This window comes from Pseudomonadota bacterium, from assembly GCA_037200975.1.
Taxonomy (GTDB): domain Bacteria; phylum Pseudomonadota; class Gammaproteobacteria; order Steroidobacterales; family Steroidobacteraceae; genus CADEED01.
In genome coordinates, this window is sequence record JBBCGI010000001.1 from 1,333,361 (window position 1) to 1,359,180 (window position 25,820).

The following is a 25,820-nucleotide window of genomic DNA, read 5'->3' on the forward strand; positions in this document are numbered from 1 at the left end:
TTCGACACTCGCCACATGTCTCGTGTCCCTTGCCTGAGCAGTCGGCGCCGTCGCCAGGTTCTCCCCCTGCTCAAATTCCGGAAGGTGTCTTGCCGCGGGATTCTGGCCTCTTTTCCGGCTTCCCTCTAGGGGTCTCCATGCCCGCAAGAGATCATTCGGTGCGAATTCCCTGTTTCAGATGAAACGCAGCTGACCCGTTCTGGTGCGTATCCCCGCCGCCTACACCACCTATTCACACGACGGATATCGCCTGGATGCCGATAACAATCTGGTTATCGGGTGCGTGCATCGCGGCCAGTTCCGCGGCAAGCGCTTCAACCTGAGCCATGACGGTGTACAGCGGCACTTGCGGCTCCGGTAGTTAGCGCAGCAAATTCACCTTGGCGAGATCGATGAGCTGGCTGGCGCGGCCATCCAGCACCGCCTTCATCATGAACACGCCGAACTTGTGCGCCTCGTCGAACGTCGCGGTCGGCGGCATCACCAGTTCCTGGCGCGCCGTCACCACGTCGAGCAGCGCGGGCCCGTCGTGTTCCAGCACTTCCTTGACTGCGGCCGGAAGATCGCCGGGCTTCTCGACGCGCACACCTTTTATACCCATGGCACGCGCCATCTCGGCGAAGTTCGGGTTCTCGAGGTCGCAGCCGCTGTCGACGAAACCGGAAGCCTTCATCTCGAGCTCGACGAAGCCTAGTGTGCCGTTGTTGAGCACCACGACTTTCACCGGCAGCTTCTGCTGAATGAGTGTCACGAACTCACCCATCATCATGGTGAAGCCGCCATCACCGGACATCGAGATCACCTGTCGCTTGGGGAACGCCGCCTGCGCGCCGATCGCATGCAGCAGGGCATTCGCCATCGAGCCGTGATTGAAGGAGCCGACCAGCCGCCGGCGGCCGTTCATCTTGAGGTAACGAGCCGCCCACGCCACGGGTGTGCCGACGTCGCATGTGAAGACCGCGTCGTCAGTAGCTAGCTCGCTGATCACGCGGCTCACGTATTGCGGATGGATGTAGCGGGTGCCGGGGCCGCCCTCGGCCAGCGCGTCGAGATCGGCGCGCGCCTTGCGATATTGCGTGACCGCCTTGTCGAGGTGGGCAGACTCGGCCTTCTCGACGATCAAAGGCAGCAGCGCCGCGAGCGTATCGCCCACCGCGCCGATGACGCCGAGATCGAGTGTGCAGCGGTTGCCGAGCGCGGCGCCGCGGATGTCGATCTGCGCGATGCGCGCGTCGTCCGGATAAAACTGGCGATACGGGAAGTCCGTGCCCAGCAACAGCAGCGTGTCGCAGTTCTTCATCGCCGCATAACCGGAGGCGAAACCGAGCAGGCCCGTCATGCCAACATCGAAGGGATTGTCGTATTCGAGATGTTCCTTGCCGCGCAGTGCGTGGACGACGGGCGCCTTGAGTTTGCGCGCGAGCTCCACCACCGCATCATGCGCACCGGCACAGCCGGCGCCGCACATCAGCGTCACGCGTTCGCCGCCGTTCAGCAGATTCGCCAGCGCACGCAGTTGCTCGTCCCCCGGCCGCACCACGGGCGCCGCGGGCGTCAGCCAATGGGGAACCGGTTTGTCGAGCGGCCTCAAGGCGACGTCACCGGAGATCACGACGACGGCCACGCCGCGCTGCGCGACGGCCACGCGCATCGCACGCAGCAGGATCTGCGGCAGCTGCTCGGGGCTTCCTACCAACTCGACGTAGTGGCTGCATTCCTTGAACAGGCTCTCCGGGTGCGTAGTCTGGAAGTAATCGATGCCGATTTCGCTGCTCGGGATATGCGCCGCAATGGCCAGCACCGGCACGTTGCTGCGTTGGGCGTCGAACAATCCGTTGATCAAATGCAGATTGCCGGGGCCGCAGCTGCCGGCGCACACCGCAAGTTTGCCCGTCAGGTGCGCCTCGGCCGCGGCGGCGAATGCCGCGCCCTCTTCGTGGCGCATGTGAATCCACTCGATGGATTTGAGGCGCCGCAGGGAGTCGGTGAACCCGTTGAGCGAATCTCCAACTACTCCATAGATGCGCTCGACGCCCGCCTGGGCCAGCGCCTCGGCCATATAGTCCGCTGCGGTCCTGCTCATGCCGGCGCTCCTAGGCTAGATAGTTCTTGAGGATCTTGAGATCGGTCACGGAGTAGGCCATGCCAAGACGGTAACCGCGGCCGACGCGCAGCGGCGCCAGCGCGTGCACTTCCTCACCCGGCACGACCGGCACGGTCAGCTCCGCCGAGCCGGCCCAGACGTCCACGAAGGTGTGTTCCTCCGTGAGCGACAAGGTGAGCTCATCCACCGCACCCCGGCCGTGGTTGCCGGCCGTGAGCTGCGGGAAATAGCGGCGGATGGTGGTCGGGCGATTGAACACCGTGGACGGATCCAGCACCGGATTTTCCAGCTGGATGCGCGCGGTGGCGATGCGCTCGCCATGCGCGGCGACGCTGGCGCCGAAGCGGCTGCCGCGGGCGAGTGGCGCGGCGGCCGCGCTCGGCGCCGCGAAAGTGCGCGTCTGGAAGATCGTGCCTAACTTCTTCGGGTAACCCTGCGTCCAGCCGCGCGCGATGGCCGCCTCGTTGTCGACGAAGATGAACGGGCAGTAGCTCACCGGCCGGCCGTCGAGCAGCGCATCCACCAGCACGAAGGCTTCGCGGTATTGATACCGCGCCGGGTCGGTGAGCTCGTCGTTCGAGGCGGTGAATTGCCAGTCGAGAAACCAGAAAAACGCGCGGCCTTGCGAGTCCGGATCCGGCGTGATGCCAGGCGGCAGCCCCGCCGCGACTGCGGCCGGTTCCGCCCAGTATTCGATCGCCATGCAGTCGCTCGAGTAGTGCCAGGGCGGCGGCGGCGTTCCCGCCGACTTGCCGAGCGGACTGAGAGGCACTGAATAACCCTTGAGCATGATGGTGATTCCCCGGCCGTGAACGACGCCGCGGCAGCTTGCTGAAGAACGCCGCGGGCGCGGTATCCCCCGGACGGGTGCATCGAGACCGGTTAGACCCCCCCACGAGCTGTTTCAACCGATATGGATTGCGCGAGCGCGCGACATGGAGCGCAAACGCGCACCTCCGAACATCACCGCGACGAACAGCCGGCGGGCCATTCACCACACGTAAGGAACAGCGGACATGGCGTTACCCCTCGACGGCATCAAGGTCATCGACTTCACGGGCGTGCAGGCAGGCCCTGCGTGCACACAATTGTTTGCCTGGCTCGGCGCCGACGTACTGAAGGTGGAAAAGCCGGGCGTCGGCGACGTCACGCGCCGGCAGCTGCGCGACATTCCCAATCTGGATGCGCTGTACTTCACGATGCTCAACAGCAACAAGCGTTCGCTGGAGCTCGACACCAAGACCGCGGAAGGCAAGGCGATCCTCGAGAAGCTGATCCGCCAGGCCGACATCCTGGTGGAGAACTTCGCGCCCGGGGCGATGGACCGCATGGGTTTCACCTGGGAGCACATCCACGAGATCAATCCGCGGCTCATCTTCGGCTCGGTCAAGGGCTTCAGCGAAGGCTCGCCGTACGAGGACCTCAAGGTTTACGAAAACGTGGCGCAGTGCGCAGGTGGCGCCGCGTCGACCACCGGTTTCTGGGACGGTCCGCCGGTGGTCAGCGGCGCCGCCCTTGGCGACAGCAACACCGGCATGCATCTCGCCATCGGCCTGCTCGCGGCGCTGCTCCATCGCGAGAAAACCGGCCTCGGCCAGAAGGTCGCGATGTCGATGCAGGACGCAGTTCTGAATCTCTGCCGCGTGAAGATGCGCGACCAGGAACGACTCGAGCACGTCGGCTTTCTCGAGGAATACCCGCAGTACCCCAATGGAAAATTCGGCGATGCCGTGCCGCGCGGCGGCAATGCCGGCGGCGGTGGACAGCCAGGCTGGATCTTGAAGTGCAAGGGCTGGGAGACCGACCCGAACGCGTATATCTACTTCACCATCCAGGAACAGAACTGGGAACGCACCTGCGATGCCATCGGCAAGCCCGAGTGGAAAACCGACCCAGCCTACGCCACCGCGAAAGCGCGCCAGCCGCACATCTTCGAGATCTTCGCGCTGATCGAGAAGCAGTTGGCCGACAAGACCAAGTTCGAAGCAGTCGAGATGCTGCGCCAATTCGACGTGCCCTGCGCACCGGTGTTGTCCATGAAGGAAATCGCGTACGACCCGGCGCTGCGCGCCAGCGGCAGCGTGGTCGAGGTCGAGCAGGAAGGCCGCGGCAAGTACCTCACCATCGGCTGCCCGATGAAGTTCTCGAGCTTCAAGCCGACCATCAAGGGCGCGCCTTTGTTGGGCGAACACACCGGCGAAGTGCTGGCCGAGCTCGGCTACAACGCCGGGCAGATCGCCGCGTTGCGCGCCCAGAAAGTAGTTTGAGGGGGCGCCGCCATGGAAAACGCAAACCGCATCACGAACGGATTTCACCTGGTCATCGATGCGCTTAAGGCCAACGGCTTCGACACGATCTACGGCGTGGCCGGCATCCCGGTGACTGATCTTGCGCGCCTGGCGCAGGCCGAAGGCATCCGCTACGTCGGGTTCCGCCACGAGCAATCGGCCGGTAACGCCGCGGCGATCAGCGGCTACCTCACGCAGAGGCCGGGCCTGTGCCTCACCGTTTCCGCGCCCGGATTTCTCAACGGCATGGTGTCGCTGGCCAACGCGACCACCAACGGCTTCCCGATGATCCAGATCAGCGGCTCGAGCGAGCGCGAGATCATCGACCTGCAACAGGGCGACTACGAAGAGCTCGACCAGTTGAACGCCGCCAAGCCCTACACCAAGGCGGCGTACCGCATCAGCCGCGTCGAAGACATCGGCATCGGCGTGGCGCGGGCCATTCGCGCCGCAGTCTCGGGCCGGCCCGGCGGCGTGTATCTGGATCTTCCGGCCAAGGTGTTGTCGTCGACGCTCGACGCGGAGTGCGGCACGAAATCGCTGATCCGCGTGGTCGACGCGGCCCCGCGCCAGCTTCCGGCGCCCGAGTCCGTGCAACGCGCGCTCGACGTGCTGGCCGCGGCCGAGCGCCCGCTCATCATCCTCGGCAAGGGCGCGGCGTACGCGCAGGCGGACGCGGACATCCGCGCCTTCATCGAGAAGACCGGGATTCCGTTCCTGCCGATGTCCATGGCGAAAGGCCTGCTGCCGGACGATCATCCGCAGTCCGCCGCGGCGGCGCGTTCGTACGTGCTGGCGAATGCCGACGCGGTGATGCTGATCGGCGCGCGCCTCAACTGGTTGTTAGGCCACGGGCGCAGCCCGCAGTGGTCCGCCACGGCGCGTTTCATCCAGCTCGACATCCTCGCCACCGAGATGGACAGCAACCGCGCCATCGCCGCGCCGGTCGCGGGCGACATCGCCTCCTCCATCGCCACGCTGCTCGCGATGCTCGACCGGCGCAAGATCCAGCCGCGCGCCGCGTGGCTCGCGGAGATCGCGCCGCGCAAGCAGAAGAACCTGGCGGGAATGGCGGCACACCTCGCGGCCAAACCCGCGCTAATGGATTTCTACAGCGCGCTCGGCGCCATCAAAGGTGTGCTGGCGGACAAACCCGAGGTTTTCCTCGTCAACGAAGGCGCGAACACGCTGGACATCACGCGCAACGTCATAGACATGCAGGCGCCGCGCAAACGCCTCGACACCGGCACCTGGGGCGTGATGGGCATCGGCATGGGTTACGCGATCGGCGCGGCGGTGGCCGGCGGAAAACCGGTGGTCGCGATCGTCGGCGACAGCGCCTTCGGCTTCAGCGGCATGGAGCTCGAGACGCTGTGTCGCTACAACCTGCCGATCGTCACCGTCATTTTCAACAATGGCGGCATCTATCGCGGCGATGACGTCAACCGCAGCGGCGGCAGCGACCCGGCGCCGACCGTGCTCATGAAGCAGGCGCGCTACGAAACGCTGATCGAAGCGTTTGGCGGCGTGGGTTATTTCGCCGTCGATCCGGCGTCGCTCGCCAAGGCGTTGACCGACGCGCTCGCCTCGGGAAAACCGTCGCTGATCAACTGCGCGATCGACCCGAAGGCGGGCACCGAGAGCGGCCACATCGGCAACCTCAATCCGCAAGACACGCTGGCGCAGAAAAAATAATACGCCCCGCACAGGAGTTGCGCCCATGGACGAGACCTTTTCGCTGGCTGAAACGATCCTCGAACACATCTCCGATGCCGTCATCTATGCGGACGACACCGGCACGATCATGCGGTGGAACCCCGCCGCGGCCACGTTGTTCGGCTACAGCGCGGCGGAGGCGCTGGGTCAGAAACTCGATCTCATCATCCCGCCCGAACTGCGGGAGGCCCATTGGCGCGGCTTCGACGCAGCGACTTCGAGCGGCGTCATGGATCTCAAGGGCCGCCCCACGCTGACGCGCGCGCGACACCGCAACGGCCACAAGCTGTACATCGAAATGAGTTTCGGCCTGGTCAAGTGTTACGGCGGGCTCATGAAGTGTGGCGCCGTCGCGGTGGCGCGCAACGCGGGCGAGCGCGCCCAAACACTGCATGCGCGCTCCAACGGCGGCAATGGCGAAAACGGCAGCCACGGCTCGGAGAGCGCGTGATGGCGCCGGCAACCCTCGCCCATTTATTCGCCGACCCGGCATCGCCGGAAGCCGCGATCGTCGACGACGCCACGGGTCTTACTACTTCCTATCGCGCCCTGTCCGACCAGGTCGAGCGGCTGGCCGAAACCCTGAGCGGCGCGGGGTTCGGGCGCGGCGAGGCGGTGGCGCTGATCCTGCCGAACGGTGTCGAGCTGCTCGTGTTGTGCCTGGCGCTGACGCGCGCGGGCCTGATCGCCGCGCCACTGGACCCCGCCTCGACGCAACACGAGCTCGCGGGTCTCATCGCCGACATACAGGCGCGCGCAATCGTGACCCGCATCGACAACGCCGTGGCCGTAAATGCGGCGACGGTGCTCGGCACGTCGATCTTCACCGCGTCCCTCGATAGCGCCGGATTCGTGCGCCTCGACGGAATCGTCACGAAGCCACGCGGCGCGCCCGCGCCGCCGGATGCCAACGACGTCGCGTTCTATCTACACACCAGCGGCACCTCGGAAAAACCCAAAGTCGTGCCACTCACACACGCCAATGTGACGCTGTCGGCGCGCAACATCGCCGCGCACTACGCCCTCACGCCGGCCGATCGCAGCCTCGTCGTGGTGCCGCTGTTCCACGGACATGGGCTGATCGGCAGCACGCTGTCGACGCTCGCCTCGGGCGGCGCGGTCATCGTGCCGCCACGATTCTCGGCATCGCGTTTCTGGCAGGCATTCCACGAACATCGCGCCACCTGGTACACCGCCGTGCCCACGATCCACCAGGTGTTGCTCGAGCGTGCCGACGCCGACGGTGCGCCGCGCGCCGGACTCCGTTTCATCCGTTCCTGCTCCGCGCCGATCGCGGATACGGTTGTGCTGATGCTCGAGCGCCGCCTGGGTGCACCCGTCATCGAAGCGTACGGACTCACCGAGGCCAGCCACCAGGTGGCGTCGAATCCGCTGCCGCCACGCGTGCGCGTGAACAGCACGGTCGGCATTCCCACCGGCGTCCAGGTCGCGCTGCTGGAAGGGTCGGAGATCGTGCTGCGCGGCCCGACATTGACGCGCGGCTATCGCAACAACACGGAGGCGACCGCCGCGGCGTTCGCCGACGGCTGGTTTCGCACCGGCGATATCGGCTGCCTCGACAGTGCGGGGTATCTGCGGATCACGGGCCGGATCAAGGATCTCATCAACCGCGGCGGCGAGAAAATCTCGCCCGTGGAAATCGAGTCCGTGCTGCTGTCGCACCCGGCCATCGCGGAGGCCGCGGTGTTTCCTGTGCCCGATCCGAAGTACGGCGAAGAGGTCGAGGCGGCGGTGGTGCTGAGACGCGATGCGGATCCGGAAACGCTGCGCTCGTTCTGCCGCGAGCGGCTCACCGCTTTCAAGGTGCCGCGGCGCATCCGCATCGTGACCGAACTACCGAAGAACGCGCTCGGCAAGTTGAAACGACACGCGTTGACCGAGATGTTTGCTGCGCCAACTCCATCACGCGCGAGCGCCGCGTGATCGACCTGCTCGCGCCGGATGCGCGCTCCGAGCGGCGGCTGGCGATCGGGCTGGCGCTGATCGCCGGCTACGTGGACGCGTATTCGCTGATCTCCTATGGCCTGTACGTCTCGTTCATGAGCGGCAACACCACGCAGTCCGGCTCTTCGCTCGGGCACGGCATGCCGGCAGCGGCGCTGCCCGCGGTGCTGGCGATCGTTGCGTTCCTGTTCGGTTCGTTCGCCGGCACCTGGATCGCGCGCTCCAAACTACCGCATGCGCGCCAGGCGCTGTTCGGCGCCATCGCGGCGGTGCTCGCGGTCATCATCTTCGGCACCGCGCTCGACAACAATGCCTGGCCCGCCCTGCTCGGCATTCCGCTGCTCGCGGCGGCCATGGGCGTGATGAACGCCACCCACTCCCACGTCGGCGCGGAGCCGATGAGCATCACGTTCGTGACCGGCACGCTGCACAAGACCGGAACGCACCTCGCGCTGGCGCTGCGGCATGAATCCGTGCCGGATGCACAGGGCCCGTGGGATACACACCTGCGCCGCGCCGGTGTCGTGGCCAGCGTGTGGCTGGGTTTTTTCTGCGGCACCATCGTGTCCGCATTCGCGAGCCTGCGTTTCGGTGAGTGGGCTTTGTTGTTGCCGTTGTCCGCGCTGCTCGCGCTGATCCTGCCACGGCGCCGCTGATCGCGGCCTAACAATTTTCCATGGTGTACGAATTTCCGCTGTAACTGCTGGTGACACCTTCTCGCGACCTGGTTGATCGACGCTACCTGCCGGCGCAGCAAGAACGGGTCGGTCATGTCGAAAACCATCAGAGTGCAGCGGGCGTCAATCTCTCCCATCGCCGTGTCCCTGGCCGCGACCCTGCTGCTGGCGATCGCGGGCTGCGCCGGTTATTCGGGCATCCACGGCGAAGAACGCGCACTGGATCCACAGGCGCTGGCGTTCAGTCCAGATGCCGCCGGCGATGCGGTCTTCGCGGCAGGAGACTGGCCACGCAGCGATTGGTGGTCGACATTCGGCGACGCGAAACTCGACGCATTGGTTTCCCAGGCGCTCACGGGCAATCCCGGGCTGCGCGCCGCGGAAGCGCGGGTGCGCGTCGCCCACGCGATGGCAGGGGCGGCACGCGCCGCACTTTTACCCACGCTCGATCTGAACGCCGATGCGGCGCGCCAGCGCCTGAGCGAGAACGACATCATCTACGGGCCCATTGCCGGTAGTTGGGTGAACGAAGGCCGCGCCACCCTCGACTTCGGCTACGAATTCGATTTCTGGGGCAAGAATCATCATGAACTCGCCGCCGCGCTCGGCGACGCACGTGCGGCGGAAGCGGACGACGCCGCGGCGCGGCTGTTGCTCGCGAGTGCGGTAACGCAGACGTATTTCCAGTTGCAGACCGACATCGCCCTGGCCGGCGTGGCGCGGCAGACACTCGCCGAGCGCGAGGGCCTGCGCGAGCTGAATCGGCAACGCGCGAGCCGCGGACTCGACACGACGATTCCATCGCGGCAATCGGCGCAGCAGGTGGCCTCCTCACGCGTCGACGTGTCGGCCGCGGATGCGGCCGTCGCGCTCAGCCGCCATCAGCTGGCGGCGCTGGCCGGCCTCGGACCCGACGCCGCCCTCGACGTGTTGCCCACGCTTCAGACATACGAGGATGCGGTGCCGCTGCCCGGCAACGTGCCCGCCGACCTTCTCGCACGCCGGCCGGACGTCGCCGCGCAACGATTCCGCGCCGAAGCGGCCGCGGCGCGCATCGGCGCCGCAAAGGCGGATTTTTTTCCCAACGTGAACCTCGCGGCCTTCGTCGGCGTCGAGGCTCTCACCGTGCACGGCCTCGATCTTTTCAAGAGTGGCAGCCGGACGGCCGGTATCTCTCCGGCGATTCACTTGCCGCTGTTCGAAGGCGGGCGCCTGCGCGCCGATCTGCGCGGGCGCTACGGTGAATACGACGTCGCCATCGCTCACTACAACGGCACGCTGCTGGTGGCGCTGCGCCAGGTCGCCGACCAGGTCGTGAGCCTGCGGGCGGCGCGGCAGCAGCTCATCGACCAGGCAGAGGCGCAGGCCGCCGCCGCGGATGCCTACCGGCTCACGCTCGATCGCTACCGCGCGGGGCTCTCGAACTACCTCGACGTATTGATCAACGAAGAAAGACTGCTCGCCGAACGCCACAAACAGGTCCAGCTGCAGGGAAGGAATCTCGCGCTGACAGTCGACATGATCCGCGCGCTCGGCGGCGGCTATCACACACCACAAACCACTGCCGGGAACTAACCATGGACGCGACACCTGCCCAGACAACACCCGCCGCAGCGCCGCCGGATCACAAACGCCGCCGCGTGTTCGGCGCAATCGCCGCGGTGGTCGCACTGGCCGGCGTGGGCGCCGCACTGTGGTGGTGGTTCGACGGCCGCTGGTACGCGTCGAACGACGACGCCTACGTGCGCGGCAATCTCGTGCAGCTCACGCCGCAGATCGCCGGCATCGTCGTGCGTATCAACAGCGATGAAACGTCGCTGGTGCGCGCCGGCGAGCCGGTGGTCGAGCTCGATCGCGCCGATACCGAAACCTCGCTGGCGCACGCCAAGGCGGAGCTGGCGCAAACGGTGCGCCGGGTGCGCCAGCTGTTCGCGAATGCGGATTCGATGCGCGCGAACGTCGTGCTGCGCCAGGCGGAGCTCGAACGCGCGCGCGAGGATCTCGCGCGGCGCACCGGATTGCCGGATCCCGGCGCCGTTTCCGATGAAGAGCGCCGGCACGCGCAGGCTGAATTCGCCACCGCGGTCGCGGCGCTGCAAGTCGCCCGCCAGCAACTCGCCGCCTCGGATTCGCTGATCGCGCGCACCACGATCCCCGATCACCCGGACGTCGCACAGGCTTCCGCGCAGCTGCGCACGGCCTATCTTGCGGCGCACCGCACCACGCTGGTCGCGCCGGTGAGCGGCTACGTGGCGAAGCGCACCGTGCAGGTCGGGCAGCAGATCGCCGCGGGCGCGCCGCTGCTGTCCATCGTGCCGCTCGACCAGGTGTGGGTGGATGCGAACTTCAAGGAAACGGATCTCGAACACGTGCGTATCGGTCAGCCGGTCATGCTCACCGCGGACCTCTATGGCGGCGATGTCACGTATCGCGGCCGGGTGGCGGGGCTCGCGCCCGGCACCGGATCCGCGTTCGCGCTGCTGCCGCCGCAGAACGCGACCGGCAACTGGATCAAGATCGTGCAGCGGCTGCCGGTGCGGATCCAGCTCGACGCGCGCGAGCTGGCCGCCAATCCACTGCGCATCGGGCTGTCGATGGACGTGGAGATCGACACGCACGATCGCAGCGGACGGACACTGTCCGTGGTGCCGCTCACCCAGCCGGTGGCGGCGACGACGGTGTACGACGGCACCCTCGCCGCGGCCGACCTGCTCGCTGGCGAAATCGTGGCGGCGAACCTCGCGCCGCCGGATGAACGGGATCCGCGGCGTCTCGCGAGGCGGGAGTGATGCCACCGCTCACGCCGGGTCGACGCGCAGCGGTAACCGTGTCGTTGTCGCTCGCCGTATTCATGAACGTGCTCGATCTGTCGATCGCCAACGTGGCGATCCCGACCATCGCCGGGGACCTGGGAGTCAGCGCGGACAACGGCACCTGGCTCATCACCTCGTTTGCGGTTTGCGCCGCCATCGCGATGCCGCTGAGCGGCTGGTTCGGGCGGCGCTTCGGCGAACTGCGCACCTTCATCTTCTGTACCGCCGCATTCACGGTCGCCTCGCTGCTGTGCGGGCTGGCGGTGGATCTGCCGATGCTGATCGCGATGCGCGCGGTGCAGGGCCTGGTGTCCGGGCCGATGATACCGCTGTCGCAGAGCCTGCTGCTCGCTAACTACCCGGACGAACGCAAGAACGTGGCGTTGTCGCTGCTGCTGATGGTGACGATCGCCGCGCCGGTGCTCGGCCCCATACTCGGCGGCTGGATCACCGACAACTGGAGCTGGGAGTGGGTGTTCTTCATCAACGTCCCGATCGGCATCGTCGCCAGTCTGTCCACGGCCTTTCTGCTGCGCGGCCGCGAGACCAAGACCGAGAAGATCCCGATCGACAAGATCGGCATCGGCCTGCTGGCGCTGGGCCTCGGCAGCCTGCAGGTGCTGCTGGATCGCGGCAAGGATCTCGACTGGTTCGGTTCCTCGACGATCATCACGCTGGCGGCGATCGCGCTGATCGCGCTGGTGTTGTTCGTCGCCTGGGAACTCACCGACGAACATCCGGCCGTCGATCTGCGGCTGTTCGCGCGGCGCAATTTCACCGTGGGCGCGGTGGCGTTGTGCCTGGGCTACGGCGTCTACTTCGGCAACATCGTGCTGCTGCCGCTGTGGCTGCAGATGCAGTTGGGATACACGGCAACCTGGGCGGGGCTCGCGACCGCGCCAGTCGGCATCTTGCCCATATTGTTGTCGCCGTTCGTCGGCCGCTACATGGGGAGCATCGATCTGCGCTGGTGGGCCACCGCGAGTTTCGTCTCGTTCGGCTTGGCGGCGTTCCTGTTCTCAGGACTGAACACGCAGGTGACGTTCGGGCAGATCGCGTGGTCGCGCATGGCGCAGGGGCTCGGCCTCGCGTGCTTCTTTCCGCCGCTCATCGCCGTCGTGATCTCGGGCCTGCCCGCGAACCGCATCGCATCCGCCACCGGGCTCGCCAATACATTGCGCACGCTCGCCGGCAGCTTCGCCACCTCCCTCACTACCACGGCGTGGGACCGGCGCGAGGCGCTGCACCAGGCGCGGCTCAGCGAGAGCGTCACCGTGTTCGATCCGGCTGCGCGCGCGGCGGTGGACCAGTTCCAGGTCCTCGGAATGCCAGGCGACACAGCAATCGCCACGATCGAACGCAGCATCGTGCAGCAGGCCTACATGCTCGCGACGAATGAGTTGTTCTGGTGCTGGGCATGGATTCTGCTGGCGCTGGTTGCCCTCGTCTGGCTGGCCCGGCCACCCTTCGGCGGCAGCAGCCGGACTCTAGCCACTGAATGAGCCATGACGCAGGCGCCATACATATATATGAGTGCGCGCAGCCCACGCCCGGGATACTGTGGGTGCAGGGGAGGCTCACGATCGACGGATCGCGGGCCCGAAAAGAATTTCGCGCGCAGCGCATGGATGGAATGCAGATGATATGCCGGCCGCCACGCCAGAGAAATCGCCACTAGCCAGACAGAGTCCACTTGCCCGGAGCAACGGATCACAGGCCAGTCGCGCGCCCGACCACGTGGTCTACGTGGTGGATGACGATCTGCGGCTGCGCGAAGCGCTGACCGATCTACTCGCCTCGCGCGGCTACCATTCGCGCACCTTCGCGTCCGCCGCGGAGTTCATCGGTTTGGCGAAACCGAACATCGCCGGCTGCCTGGTGCTCGATGTCGAACTACCCGATATCAACGGTCTCGAACTGCAGCGGCAACTCGCCACCGAAGTGCACCCGCCGATCGTCTTCATCACCGGGCATGGCGACATCCCCTCCTCCGTGCGTGCCATGAAGGCGGGTGCGGTGGACTTCCTGCCCAAGCCGTTCAGCGAAGAACAACTCTTTGCGGCGGTCGAGAATGCATTGAACCGCGATCGCCGCGCACGCGCCGCCAGCGACGAACTTGCGCAGGTGCGCGCGCTGTACGCGACGCTGACGCAACGGCAACGCGAGGCGCTGCCGCTCATCGTCAGTGGTTTGCGCAGCAAACAGGCGGCCGCCGTACTTGGCATCAGCCTGGTCACCATGCAGATTCACCGCGGCAACATCATGCGCAAGATGCACGCCGGTTCGCTGTCCGACCTGGTACGGAAATCGGAAAAGCTGCAGATCGCGCCCCATCCGGCCGCGAAGGCGCTGCTGAAGTGAACTGACGGCTGCGCCCGGTCAGCCCGAGCGGAACTGCAGATCGAGGGTGGCGAGCAGCTCGCGGGTATCGAAGGGCTTCATGAAGAGCCGCAGCACGCCGAGCTCCCGCGCGTCCTGCTCGAGGTGTGCGCCGCTGCGGCCGGTGATCAGGATGGCGGGCGGGCAATCCGCGGCACGCTGCATGGTGCGAATCAGCTCGATGCCGCTGATACCTGGCAGCCCGATGTCGGAGATCAGGACATCGATACCGGCCCGCTGCGGCGATTTGAGAAAATCCTCCGCCGATGCGCTCAACAGCGTTCGGTAACCCGAGGACTGCAGCAGGTCTTCCAGGGACTCCAGAATACGGTAGTCATCGTCCACGATGGCGATGAAGCGAGGATCACGCATTCAGGTGCCTTGACCGGCGAGGGAGTCGAAGTTCGCGATACTCAAAGATTCATCACCCATTCGATGCTCAAAGTGCGCGGCGCAAGTGGCGAACACAAGTCGCCGACTGCCGATGCGTTGGCGGTCAGGCAGACCTCGGCATCGCCGAGATTGCTGGCGGCGGCGCGAACCGAATTTCGCCCGTCGTTCGAAGTCCAGTCGACCGAAACACTCACCAGGTCGAAGGCACGCTGCCGCAGGCGATTGTCGGGGTCCCATGCGAATCCGCTGTTGTAGTAGTAGCCACCACCGAAGCCGATCTCGCCGATGTCGGTCGGCAGTTTGTACAGTCCATTGAGACTCAGGGTCCGTTTGGGTGAACGCACTGTTTGCAGACCCGCGGCATCGATGGAAGTGACGGTGTTGCCGCCGGCAAGTTCCCCGGCTGCGTTTCTCGCCGGAACGTTGGACGGCGCATCCTTGAAGTCGGTGTAGCGGCCGTGCAGAAACGCCGCCGCGGCGCGCAGGCTGAACGCGGCGCTGGGAGAATATTCGAGGTCCAGGTCGAAACCCCGCATGCGCGCGGCCGCGGCGTTCATCGACATCACCGCGCCGGCCACGATCTCCTCCACCTGGATATTGCGGTATTCATACACGAACGCGGACAGGTTGAGGCGCAGGTGATTGTGAAACCACTCCGACTTCACACCGGCCTGGTATGCGTCGAGCTCTTCGGGATTGACCGGCGGCTGCGCATAGGTGAGCAGATTGTACAGGCCGCTCTTGAAGCCGCGATCCCAGGATAGATAGGCCATGACGTCCGGCGCGACGTCCGTATCCAGCGCCAATCGCCAGCTGGGTTTCTTCCAGTCCGCGGACTGGCGCGCGGCGGTGAGCGCCAGGCTCGATCCCTGCACGATGGCGCCCGTCTCCCCTTCGACGCGCCGCGCGTCGCGGGTATAACGCGCCCCGGCCGTCAGACGCGTGCGCGCGGACAGGCTGGCGGTAGTTTGTCCGAACAAGGCATACGAGCTCGAATGCTGGCGGCTCTGCACCACGATCGTGTCGAAGGGCAGCGCGGCCGCGCCCAGCAGTTCGAGCGGATCGTACGCAGACAGATCGTTCAGGTAGAAAGCACCGACGATCCAGGAAAGGCTCGCGTCCGGCAGGGACATGGCCTGCAATTCCTCGGTGACCGTGCGCCCGTACTGCGAGATCGGTGCCTGCACGATGCGCTGCGGAGTCATGTCCTGGTCGAGGTTGAAAAAGCCGTGCATGGTCTGCCACGAGAGGATATTCACCAGCCGCAATGCCGGCAGATCCTGTTCGAAGCGTGCGCTCAATACGGCGTGCCGGTAGTGCGCGCTGTCCTGCGGGTCCGCCCAGGCATTGTAGAAACCGGAATACCGCGTTTGACCGTCGATACCGAGTGAGCCCGGAACGATGTGATAACCCAGCCCTTCTTCTCCGCTGCGCCGGACGTAATTGGCCGCAAGCTGCAGACGGGTCTGCTCCGAGGGAGACCAGAGAAACTTCGCCCGCCCTCCTACCTCCTGGTGCCGGAAGGTCTCCACGCCCGTCTCGAGATTTCTTCCCCAGCCCTGGCTCTGGTCGCGGCCGTACAGCGACACGTTCGCCGCGCTCGAAGCACCCACGCCGAAGTTGGCGAACACCGAACCCCGCACGTCCTCATGGTTTCCGTACTGCACCTGTATGCGCGCCGACGGATCCGGTTTCGGGTCTTCCGTTTCGACCTGGATCACGCCACCGGTGGCATTGCGGCCGAACAAAGTGCCCTGCGGCCCCTTCAGCACTTCGACCTGGCGAATTCCGTCGAGACTGAAAATGGAAGTATTGGGCGTCAGGTAGTACACGCCATCGACGTACAGCGAAACCGGCGATTCGTTGCCGATGGCGCCGCTCGGTGTACCCACACCCCGAATGAACGCGACGCCACCCAGCCCCTGCTTGCTCATCTGCAGGCCCGGGACCGCGGCGTTCAGGTCCGTCGAATCGCGCAGTGCCAGCGATTTGAAATCCGCGGCGGTCACCACGGAGATCCCGAGCGGAACATCCTGGATGTCGGCGGGACGCCGCTCCGCGCTCACCGTGATCTGCGCGAGCCCATCGGAGGATTCGCCGGGTTGCGTGTTCGAGGGCTCCGCGCGCGCGCCCGTCGGATCACTCCAGCCGAGCATGCATGCGACTAGTGGCAACAGTGTCCGGCTGCGGCAGATGTGTATGACACGTCCGGCCGTGACGGATCTTGGCGTGTACGGGTACACGGTGGGACTCCAGGGATCGCAGTAACTCGCTGCGACCTATCGTATGAAGTCGCCTGGCACGCGCCCATCATAGTTTTAGATGGTGTTGTGACGGCAGGGCGTGCACTAGGATTTCGGCTGAGGTCTTTTTGGGAGACCAGCTAGCCACGATGGTTTGGAGGTCTATGCGGGCGCGCGCCTGGCTATTCGCCATCGCCTGTCTTGTCGTCATCGGAAGCATTCTTGCGTTCGTGCGTGGCAATGATTCGCAAGACATGTCTCCCCTGAATGCCGCGGGTCTCGGAGCGCTGTGTGCCGCCGCCGTCGCCGTCGCAATCGCGGCGGGCAAGCGGGCCGATGCCGCGGTGCGCGCGAGCGAGCAGACCTTGCGCTCCATCTTCAATGGCATGCCGGGACTGGTCCACACGATGACGGTGGCTGGTGAGATGGAGCTGATCAACCAGCGCATCGTCGACTTCTTCGGCCGGCCGCTCGAGGAATTGCGGAACTGGCAGAAAATCACGCACCCGGACGACGTCGCGCGCGTCACCGCCTCGTGGGCACACGCGCTGCAGACCGGAGAATCGATCGAGCACGAATCCCGCGGAATGGGTGCGGATGGCGTCTATCGGTGGTTCCAGGTGCGCGCGAGTCCGCTGCGCGATGCCGACAACAAGATCCTGCGCTGGTGCAGCCTGCTCACCGACATCGACGATCGCAAACGCGCGGAAGAAGCGGTGCGCGCCAGCGAGCAGGAGATGCGGCTCATCCTCGACAACATTCCCGGCTTCGTCTTTACGCTGACGCCCGAAGGAGTCATCGAACAGGTCAACCAGCGCATCGTCGATTTTTTCGGCGTGCCGCCCGAACAGCTGCGCGACTGGCGCGCCGTCGCGCACCCGGACGACATCGCGCCGGTCGACGAGGTGCTCACTCACGCACTGGCGACGGGTTTTCCCTGCCAGTGGGAATCGCGCGGCCGGGGCGCGAACGGCTTTCATCGATGGTTCCAGACCCGCGGAATCCCGTTGCGCGACGCGGACGGCCGGATCCTGCGCTGGTGTTTCCTGCTCATCGACATCGACGATCGCAAACGCGCGGAAGAAGCGTTGCGCGACAACGAGCGTCACCTGCGCACCATCCTCGACACCATTCCGGCGCTGGTGCACACGCTCACGCCCGCCGGCGAGGTGGAGCACGTCAACCGGCCCATCCTGGATTTCTTTGGTCTTCCGCCCGACGAGGTGCGCGACTGGGGCCCGCTCACGCATCCGGACGACATCGAACGCGTCGGCGCCGTCATCGGGAATGCGCTGCGCACCGGAATACCATTCGAATTCGAATCCCGCGGCAGGCGCGCGGACGGTGTCTACCGGTGGATGCAGTCGCGCGGAAATCCGCTGCGCGATTCGACCGGCACGATCGTCCGCTGGTACGACGTCGTAACGGACATCGACGACCGCCGGCGCGCCGAAGAGGCATTGCGCGCCAGCGAAAACGAGCTGCGGCTGATGGTCGATTCGATCTCCGGCCTGATCTGCACGAATACCGCGGCCGGCGAAGTCGCATACGTCAACAAGACGCTGCTCGACTACAGCGGGAAGCAACTGCACGGTTTGAAAGACTGGGGGATGATCGTGCATCCCGATGACCTGCCGCGCGTTGCCGAGCAGTGGCGGCATTCCGTCGAAACCTGCGACCCGTTCAAGGTCGAAGTCCGCGTGCAACGCGCCGACGGGGTGTACCGATGGTTCCAGTGCTCGGGATTGCCGCTGCGAGGCAGCGATGGATCGGTGATCCGCTGGTACAACCTGCTGGCCGACATCGAAGATCGCAAACTCGCCGAACAGGTATTGCGGGCGCGCGAGCGCGATCTCGCCCTGATCATCGAATCGATTCCCGCCCTGGTGTGGAGCGGAACTCCCGAGGGCGAGCTCGCGTACGTGAACAGCCGCATCATGACCTTTACCGGCACGACCTTCGAACACCTGGTCCGCAACTGGTCGTCCTACGTTCATCCCGACGACGTCGATGCGGTGGTCGAGGAGTGGTCGCATTCGGTCCGCAGCGGTGAGCCGCACGACATGCAGTACCGCATGCGCAATGCCGATGGAAGGTATCGCTGGATCCAGTCGATCAGCCAGCTCGGCAGGGACAGCGACGGCCGCCCGACGCGCTGGTACGGCGTGCTCATGGACGTCGATGAGCGCCGCAATACGGAAGAAGCGCTGCGCAACACCCGTGCGCGGCTGGCCCGCGCGACACAGGTTGCAACCGTCGGAGAACTCTCGGCGTCGATCGCGCACGAAATCAATCAGCCGCTGTCCGCCGTGGTCACCAACGGACATGCCTGCCATCGCTGGCTGACCGTGGAGCCGCCTAACATTCCACGCGCCCTGGTGAGCCTGGAACGAATCATCCGCGACGGCAGATCGGCCGCCGATGTCATCGAGCGCATCCGCGCGCTGTACCGGCACGCACCTCCCGACAAGGACGAGCTCAGCGTCAACGAGGTGATAGAAGAAGTGTGCAAGCTGATCGCCGCCGAGGCCCGGCGCCAGTCGATCAACGTGCGTACCGAACTGCAGCCGACCCTGCCCTTGATCCGGGCGGATCGCGTGCAGCTCCAGCAGGTCCTGGCGAACCTCACACGTAATGCGATCGAGGCTATGGAGACGGTGACGGATGGCGCCCGCGAGCTGCGCATCGCCTCGCTGCACGAAGGGCCGCGCGTCGTCGTTCACGTGCAGGATACCGGCACGGGAATGCCGGAATACTCGACGGCGTTCGAGCCGTTCTACACGACCAAGGCGCAAGGCATGGGCATGGGGCTCGCCATCTGCCGCTCGATCGTCGAAGCGCATGGTGGCCTGCTGTGGGCGACCGGCGCCGAACCGCGCGGATCGGTGTTCAGCTTCGCACTGCCGGCGGCGAGCCTGCAGTAGTTGCTGCGCATAGGGCAAAGGCGAACGTTGCGCCATGCACCGGGTTCTGCGTCGCCCAGAGGCGCCCGTGGTGTGCATCGAGGATCGACTTGCAGATCGCGAGACCCATGCCCATGCCTTGCGCCTTGGTCGTGAAGAAGGGCTCGAAGATCGTCGTCGCATCGCGCAACCCTTCGCCGGCGTCGCTGACCCGCACGACGATCTCGCCGCCCGACACCATCGACGAAATCGTGATCTCCTTCGCGCGCCCCTGCACGCCTTCCGTGGCGTCGATGCCGTTGCGCGTGAGGTTGGCGATGACCTGCTGCATTTGCACGCGGTCGGCCGCGACCTGGGGCAGATCGGGCTGCAGCTCCAGCCTCAGCGATATACCTTTGCCGCGCGCGTCGTCGGCGATGAGCCGGCAGACTTCCTCGATGACATCGTTCAGTCGCAGGTCTTGTTTGGCCGGAGCCGCGTGTTTGAACAACGAGCGGATGCGGGCGACGATTTCCGCCGCCGAGTTGCCGTCGCGGATGATCCGCTCCGCGCTCAGCAGCGCACGCTCGATGTTCGGCGGGTCGGCCGAAAGCCACAGATGGCAGGCGTGGCCGTTCGCGACGACCGCCGCGAGTGGCTGATTGACTTCATGCGCGATGGAGGCGGCCAGCTCGCTGACCGCAGCCAGTTGCGCGGCCCTCGACAAGCGCGCCTGGATGGAACGGAAACCCTCCTCCGCGCGCTTCAGGTCGTCGATGTCGATCAGCAGGCAATACCAGCGAAGAATGCCGCCGTCGGCATCCCGCAGGCCGAAGGCGCGCGGCTTGAACCAGCGGTACACGCCATCGGCGCCTAGCAACCGCTGCTCGACCTCGTGCGGTTCGCCGAACTGCACGGTGCGTCGCAGCGACTCGATGACGTGCGGAAGATCTTCCGGATGCACGCAGCCGATGAGATCCCAGTTCTTGAGATCCTCAAAGCTCTTGCCGAAGTAGGCGAGCACCTGGCCGTTGACGGAATCGAGCTGGCAATCCGACGTCATGGTGTAGACGAGGCCGGGGATGGTGTCGATGAGGAACCGCAGGTTCTTTTCGCTGAGGCGGGATTCTTCCTGCGCACGTTTGAAGTCGTCGATGTCGGTGACGAGCCCGTACCAGCGCACCGCGCGGCCGCTGTTGTCGCGAACCGGCGCGGCGCGGTAGTGAAACCAGCGATAGACGCCGTCGTGGCGGCGCAGCCGCAGCTCGTAGTTGAACGGCAGGTCCGCCAGCAAGCCGCGCTCCACTTCGGAAATGACGTGCGCGAGATCGTCGGCATGGACGGCATCCGTCATGCGCCAGGCCTGCAGTTCCTCGAGCGGCCGGCCGAAGTAGGCGCAGGTCGCACGATTGACCCACTCGACATCGCCCACTTCGCGTGTCGTGAAGGCCATGCTCGGAATGCTGTCCATGAGCAACAGCAACATGCGTTCATTGGTGCGCGAATCGTCTTCGGCACTCTTGATCGCGTCGATGTCGGTCAGGCAGCCATACCAGCGGATCAGTTGGCCAGCGGCATCGAAACAAGGCGAACACCGCACTTCGAACCAGTGATACGCCCCATCCGCGCGGCGCAGACGTTCCTGGTAGCAGTGCGCCTTACCGGCCGCGATATTCTCGCGTTGCACGCCCGTCACGAACGCGAGATCGTCGGGATGAACTGCGCCGTTGCCTCCGCAGGCGCACAGCTCTTCGAGCGTGTAACCGAGATACGCGCACAGCTCGCGGTTGATGTATTCCGTCTCACCGCCGGGATGGCATGTGAATACCAGGCCCGGGATGCTGTCGACGATTCGCCGGAATTCATCTGCGGCGTTTTGATCAGCCATGGCCGATTGCCTTTCAGGGATTTGCGCCAGAATCCAGGACGCGGCCATCATCCCACCGATTCAGGGCGGCCACTACGGCGGCAGCCTAATAGAAAACTATTAGGGCGTATCGCTCTGCAGCGAACCCATTGCGAAAGCCATCGCTGCCGCGGCGCTGTGCGCGGCGGCGCGCGCGTCCTCGATCTGCGCCTCGGCCTGCGCCATGGCGTTTTCTTCGGCCGCGAGATCCGTATACGTTCCAACACCCTGTTGATAGGAACGCAGCGCCGCGTCGTAGGAGGTCCGCGCGGCCTGGCCCACCGCGTCGGCGGCTTCATAGGCCGCAAGGCTCGTCACCAGATCGTTGTGAGCTTTCACCACTTGTGTGGCCGCGGCATCACGCGCCGCCGCGAGCCTGGCTTCGGCCTGCCGCACTTTCGCTTTTGCCGCGGACACCCGGCTGGCACGCTCGCCGCCATCTAACAACGGCAGCTTGAACAGGAACAGGATGTTAGCCCCGGGTTTGTCGACACTCGAGTAGGGCCGGCCATCGGAGCTCACGCTGCCGAAGTTCTGGAACGCGTGTGCGCTCATCTCGATCACGGGGCGATGGGAGAGTTCCGCGGATTTGAGCGCCGCCTCGGCCGAGTCGATCAAGCCAAGCGCGGCGATCACATCCGGGCGATGAGTGAACGCGTCGCGAATGGCCGCCGCCACATTCTTCGAAGGTGACGGGGGCAGCGCCAGCTGCGAGCTGTCGACGACCTCGAGTTTCGAATCCGCGGGAATACCGAGGGCGGCGACCAGATTCGCCTGCGCGGTATTCACCGCACCTTCCGCCTGCGCAAGGTTGTAGCGCGCCTGCGCGGCCTGGCGTTCCGTCTGAGCCACCGCGACCACGGTCGCGAGACCATTGGCGCGTTTCGCGGTGGTTGCATCCAGGCTCACGCCCGCGGTGCTCAGCGCTTTCTGCGCGGCGTGGAATCTTCCCTGCGCGGCTCCCAGGTTGAAATACGCCTGCGACACCGTGAACACCAGCTTCTGATGCGCCGCGGTGAAGGACACGTTGGCGACGAAGGAATCGGCGCGCACCGCCTCGAGTTTGGCGGCGCGTTGCCCGAAATCGAACAGCAGCCACTTGATGGCGAGCGCGGGTATGAGCTCGTGTGTGTTGGAGACGAAGTAGCCGGCCGGCACCAGGTTCTTCGGCGCCGGCAGCGGCGTGTGCTCGAACCCGCCCAGCGCCTGCAACGACAGCTGCGGTAGATAGGCGCTCTCGACCAGGCCGATGTCCGCCGCCGCTTCGCGCGCCACCTCCCAGGCCGCGCGGGTTTCAGGGCTGCTGCGTTGCGCGAGGTCGATCAATGCCGGCAGGTCGTAGGGCCTGCGGAAATCGAGCGGCGGCGTGTTGCCGTCGGCGTGCAGGCCGGAGAGCGCGCGTGCGCCGGCGCCGGCGGGAATCGGCCACGGCTCATCGGGACTCGCCGGCGCCTGCGCGTGCAACGGGGTGCACAGCCACGCGACGGCGGCTGCGGCGACAACCCCGGTATAGTTAGTCTTGCGCGGACGCCACATGGACGACCTCCGATTTCACCTGCTCGATCGCGCGGCCCGCGGCCAGTCCGCGCTGCCCCGCGGCACCGTCAACGCGAACTTCTATTTCCGGTACTGGCGGAAGCCCCTCACGGCGCGCCACGCGATCCGCCGAGGTTTCCATCCAGCTACCCAGCAGCCGCAAGGCCTGCGCATCGCCCGCGCGGGCAAACGGCTTCGCGGTGGCGACGAACGCCGCCCCGGCGAGGCGTTCGATGCCGGCCAGCGCGGGTGCGGGGCGACCGTCCGGCTCGCGCGCCGCCAGCATGCGCAGCTCGAGATCGCTCAGTGCCTGGAAGTGGTGCGCCCCGGCCAGCGCCTGCGACACACGCGCGCGCACCTGCGCGGTGTTGTTAGAGAGCATCGACCCGAGCGCACGCAGTGCGTCGGACAAGGCATTACGCAGGCTGGTCTTGACCGATTCCGGCCACCACGAGCTGAACACGATGGTGACCACGATGTTGCCCACGACGATGCCCACGATGCGGTCTCTCAGGACGGTCAGATCGTTGGCCGGCCCGTAGCCCTGGAGAATCCCCAGAAAAAATGCAAAGGCCATTTGCAGGCCCGCGTACGCCAGCAGCTCACTACTGGTGGCGACCCAGGCCGCTCCCAGCGCCACGAGGGCAATGAGAAAGCAGAGCTGTCCGATATCCGTCAGGTGCGGAAGGACGACGACGATGCAGAGGCCCGCGATCAGCCCGCCGAGCAAGGCACCCGCAATTCTCAGCAGCAGCTTGTGCACGGTTTCGCCCAGGCTGCTGAGCGCCACGAAGAAACACGTGACGATGGCGGTGCGGATGCCGGGCCAGTCGAGCAGCATGTAGATGGCATACGAGGCCATGACGGCCGCCGTCGTCTTGAGCGCGAACTGCCAGTAGACGGGATTCGTGAATGCATCGGCGGCGAGCAGGCTCTCGTGGCGGTGCGGCTCCGAACTACCCGAAGGCACTTCCGCCGGCGCGATCGCACGCCGCAGCTCGGCAAGGCTGTCGCTGAATGCCACGGCGGCGGGAGAGGAATCCGGTTCATCGTCCGCGGTGTCTGAAGTGGCCGACGCCGGCGCGCGATCGAGCGCTCTAAGGCAGGCGTCCACCTGTGCGGACCAGGCCTCGCGATCCGCGGCGGGCACGGTGGCGGGCACCACCTCGAGGATGGTCAGGGCATCCAGCAGGCGCGCCAGCGCGTCATCGCCGATACGGCCCGGTCCTTCGGCGCGCGCGTCGCGTTTCACGCCCAGCAGCGGGACGAGCGTCGCGCGCCACTGCGGCAGCCGGCGTTGAAAGTCGCCGCGAATCAACGCGCCCTTCAACTCCTGCAGCACCTTCCGGACGGCCCGCCGGATGGTCACCGCGGCGTCATGGCCGAACAGCGCCTGGATGGCGAGCACGATGCTGACGGGCACACCCACGATCACCCATCCCCACAGCGCGACCCGGGTGAATATCTCGGTGCTGGGCAACTGGTCGATCAACGAGTGCAGCAACACGAACACGAAGCCCGCAAGGAACGTGAGCTGCCCCAGTGCGAACGTGCGCGTGGTGAACATCGCGAGGAACGTGGTGAGCGCCATGGCGAGAATGCGCAGCGCGGGCTCGTCCATGTCGATGAACGCGAGCAGGAATGACAGCAGGATGGCGAGCGTGACCGCGACGAATCCACCGAGCGCCGTCAGCAGCGTGGCGTCGCGGTCGTCCTTGCTGATCAGAAAGACGATGTACGCCATGTACTCCGGCGCCGGGATGCGGAAGATCATGGCGATCGCCACCGTCAGCGTGGTCGCGACCGCGATGCGCGTGGCGGCGCCCCATCTTCCTTCGCGCGGCGCCAGCTCCACGGCCAGCAGCTCCGCAAAGCTCAGGCGCCTCGACTCAGGGAGCGCCGGCATGATGTATCTTCACCGACGCGGTCATCCCCACGTGTTGCGCCTGCGGGCGCGGACGATCGAGCCGCACCCACACGGGGAAACGCTGCGCGACCACCACCCAGTCGAGATCCCGCCCCGTCGCCGGCAATCCCGGACCATCCTGGTCGGAGGTACGCACACCGGCACCGAGACTCTCCACCCGGCCTTCGATGGCGATGTTGCTCTCGGCCATGGTCCAGACGGTCGCCCGGTCGCCCACCGCGATATGCGGCAATTCCGTCTCGCGGAAATCCGCGATCGCGTACCACGCATCGGACTTGATCAGGCTGAACAGGGGCTGCCCCGGCAGCGCGAACGTGCCCGCGGCGATCTGCAACCCGACCACGCGCCCGGCGAACGGCGCCCGGAGGGTAGTTAGCTCGAGGTTGCGGGCCGCGTTGGCCGCGGCGGCTTCCGCGCCCGCCAGCTGCGCCTCGAGGCTGGCCGTGTCGCCCACCGCCTGGCGCGCCTCGGTGGCGGTATTCGTGAGGGCGTTCACGGCGGCCTGCGCGGAGGCCGCATTCGTACGGGCTTCGTCGAGCTGCTGTTGCGTGACATAGCCGGGCGCCACCAGCGGCTCGAGCCGCTTCACCGTGAGTTGCGCCAGCAGCAACTGGTCGCGCGCCTTGCGGACCTGGTCCTGCGCCGCCTGCACTCCCGTGCCCTGCGACACCACCTGCCGGCCGGTGAGGGAAATCTGCGCCGTCAGCGCGGCCACACGCGCGTGCGCCTCGCGCAATTGCAATTCGTACGACGTGGGGTCGATGAGGATCAGCGGCGCGCCCTGCTCGACCTCCTGGCCGTTGGCGATGAACACCTTCACGATGCGCCCGCCGATCTCCGAGGCCATCGCAGCGCTGTAGGCGAAGATGCGCGCGTCGTGTGTGCGCGGCCGCCGGTCGATGACGACCACCATCGCGGCCGCGAGCACCACGGCCGCGGCGACCGCCGCCACGGCAATGTTCTTTCCACGGGAACTGGCTGGTTTGTTCAT

At 66.0% G+C, this 25,820-nt stretch carries 18 protein-coding genes; 10 read left to right on the plus strand and 8 right to left on the minus strand.

Annotation, left to right across the window (positions count from 1 at the left end):
- Window positions 1–361 precede the first annotated feature (361 nt).
- Window positions 362–2,083, minus strand: coding sequence for a ubiquinone-dependent pyruvate dehydrogenase (poxB, locus tag WDO72_05990; protein MEJ0085210.1), 1,722 nt, complete (start codon window positions 2,081–2,083; stop codon window positions 362–364).
- Window positions 2,084–2,093: 10 nt separating this feature from the next.
- Complete coding sequence (locus WDO72_05995; GenBank protein MEJ0085211.1) at window positions 2,094–2,876, minus strand: acetoacetate decarboxylase family protein; 783 nt, start codon at window positions 2,874–2,876, stop codon at window positions 2,094–2,096.
- A 244-nt stretch (window positions 2,877–3,120) separates the two neighbouring features.
- Here WDO72_05995 and frc point away from each other — a divergent pair, with 244 nt between their 5' ends.
- From frc to WDO72_06040, 9 genes are all read left to right on the plus strand, one after another.
- A complete protein-coding gene (gene frc, locus WDO72_06000) occupies window positions 3,121–4,371 on the plus strand; it encodes a formyl-CoA transferase (protein MEJ0085212.1) in 1,251 nt (416 codons plus the stop codon).
- 12 nt (window positions 4,372–4,383) lie between these two features.
- Entirely contained in the window at window positions 4,384–6,087 is a 1,704-nt protein-coding gene (oxc, locus tag WDO72_06005) for an oxalyl-CoA decarboxylase (protein MEJ0085213.1), read from the plus strand.
- Between the two features lie 25 nt (window positions 6,088–6,112).
- Window positions 6,113–6,559 (plus strand): PAS domain S-box protein, encoded by a 447-nt coding sequence (locus tag WDO72_06010; GenBank protein ID MEJ0085214.1) that lies wholly within the window; start codon window positions 6,113–6,115, stop codon window positions 6,557–6,559.
- Window positions 6,559–8,052 (plus strand): AMP-binding protein, encoded by a 1,494-nt coding sequence (locus WDO72_06015; GenBank protein MEJ0085215.1) that lies wholly within the window; start codon window positions 6,559–6,561, stop codon window positions 8,050–8,052. The genes WDO72_06010 and WDO72_06015 overlap by 1 nt, the downstream gene beginning before the upstream one ends.
- Window positions 8,049–8,729 carry a YoaK family protein gene (locus WDO72_06020; protein ID MEJ0085216.1) on the plus strand — a complete coding sequence of 227 codons (681 nt, stop codon included), beginning with the start codon at window positions 8,049–8,051 and terminating at the stop codon, window positions 8,727–8,729. The genes WDO72_06015 and WDO72_06020 overlap by 4 nt, the downstream gene beginning before the upstream one ends.
- A gap of 162 nt (window positions 8,730–8,891) precedes the next feature.
- Window positions 8,892–10,325 carry an efflux transporter outer membrane subunit gene (locus WDO72_06025; GenBank protein MEJ0085217.1) on the plus strand — a complete coding sequence of 478 codons (1,434 nt, stop codon included), beginning with the start codon at window positions 8,892–8,894 and terminating at the stop codon, window positions 10,323–10,325.
- A 2-nt stretch (window positions 10,326–10,327) separates the two neighbouring features.
- On the plus strand, window positions 10,328–11,539 hold the full coding sequence (locus tag WDO72_06030) for an efflux RND transporter periplasmic adaptor subunit (GenBank protein MEJ0085218.1): 1,212 nt from the start codon (window positions 10,328–10,330) through the stop codon (window positions 11,537–11,539).
- Window positions 11,539–13,065 carry a DHA2 family efflux MFS transporter permease subunit gene (locus WDO72_06035; GenBank protein MEJ0085219.1) on the plus strand — a complete coding sequence of 509 codons (1,527 nt, stop codon included), beginning with the start codon at window positions 11,539–11,541 and terminating at the stop codon, window positions 13,063–13,065. The genes WDO72_06030 and WDO72_06035 overlap by 1 nt, the downstream gene beginning before the upstream one ends.
- A 247-nt stretch (window positions 13,066–13,312) precedes the next feature.
- On the plus strand, window positions 13,313–13,924 hold the full coding sequence (locus WDO72_06040; GenBank protein MEJ0085220.1) for a response regulator: 612 nt from the start codon (window positions 13,313–13,315) through the stop codon (window positions 13,922–13,924).
- Window positions 13,925–13,942: 18 nt separating this feature from the next.
- On the opposite strand, the gene WDO72_06045 is transcribed toward WDO72_06040, so the two are convergent.
- Both WDO72_06045 and WDO72_06050 read right to left on the minus strand, forming a co-directional pair.
- Entirely contained in the window at window positions 13,943–14,314 is a 372-nt protein-coding gene (locus WDO72_06045) for a response regulator (protein ID MEJ0085221.1), read from the minus strand.
- A gap of 41 nt (window positions 14,315–14,355) precedes the next feature.
- Entirely contained in the window at window positions 14,356–16,491 is a 2,136-nt protein-coding gene (locus WDO72_06050; GenBank protein MEJ0085222.1) for a TonB-dependent receptor, read from the minus strand.
- Between the two features lie 341 nt (window positions 16,492–16,832).
- Between WDO72_06050 and WDO72_06055 the strand changes: the two genes are divergently transcribed.
- Window positions 16,833–19,502, plus strand: a complete 2,670-nt coding sequence (locus WDO72_06055) for a PAS domain-containing protein (protein ID MEJ0085223.1) — start codon at window positions 16,833–16,835, stop codon at window positions 19,500–19,502.
- Here the strand turns inward: WDO72_06055 and WDO72_06060 are convergent.
- From WDO72_06060 to WDO72_06075, 4 genes are all read right to left on the minus strand, one after another.
- Window positions 19,468–21,348, minus strand: coding sequence for a PAS domain-containing protein (locus WDO72_06060; GenBank protein MEJ0085224.1), 1,881 nt, complete (start codon window positions 21,346–21,348; stop codon window positions 19,468–19,470). The two genes, WDO72_06055 and WDO72_06060, sit on opposite strands and share 35 nt — an antisense overlap.
- A gap of 99 nt (window positions 21,349–21,447) precedes the next feature.
- A complete protein-coding gene (locus WDO72_06065) occupies window positions 21,448–22,902 on the minus strand; it encodes a TolC family protein (protein MEJ0085225.1) in 1,455 nt (484 codons plus the stop codon).
- Complete coding sequence (locus tag WDO72_06070) at window positions 22,880–24,808, minus strand: FUSC family protein (protein ID MEJ0085226.1); 1,929 nt, start codon at window positions 24,806–24,808, stop codon at window positions 22,880–22,882. The genes WDO72_06065 and WDO72_06070 overlap by 23 nt, the downstream gene beginning before the upstream one ends.
- Window positions 24,792–25,820, minus strand: coding sequence for an HlyD family efflux transporter periplasmic adaptor subunit (locus WDO72_06075; protein MEJ0085227.1), 1,029 nt, complete (start codon window positions 25,818–25,820; stop codon window positions 24,792–24,794). The genes WDO72_06070 and WDO72_06075 overlap by 17 nt, the downstream gene beginning before the upstream one ends.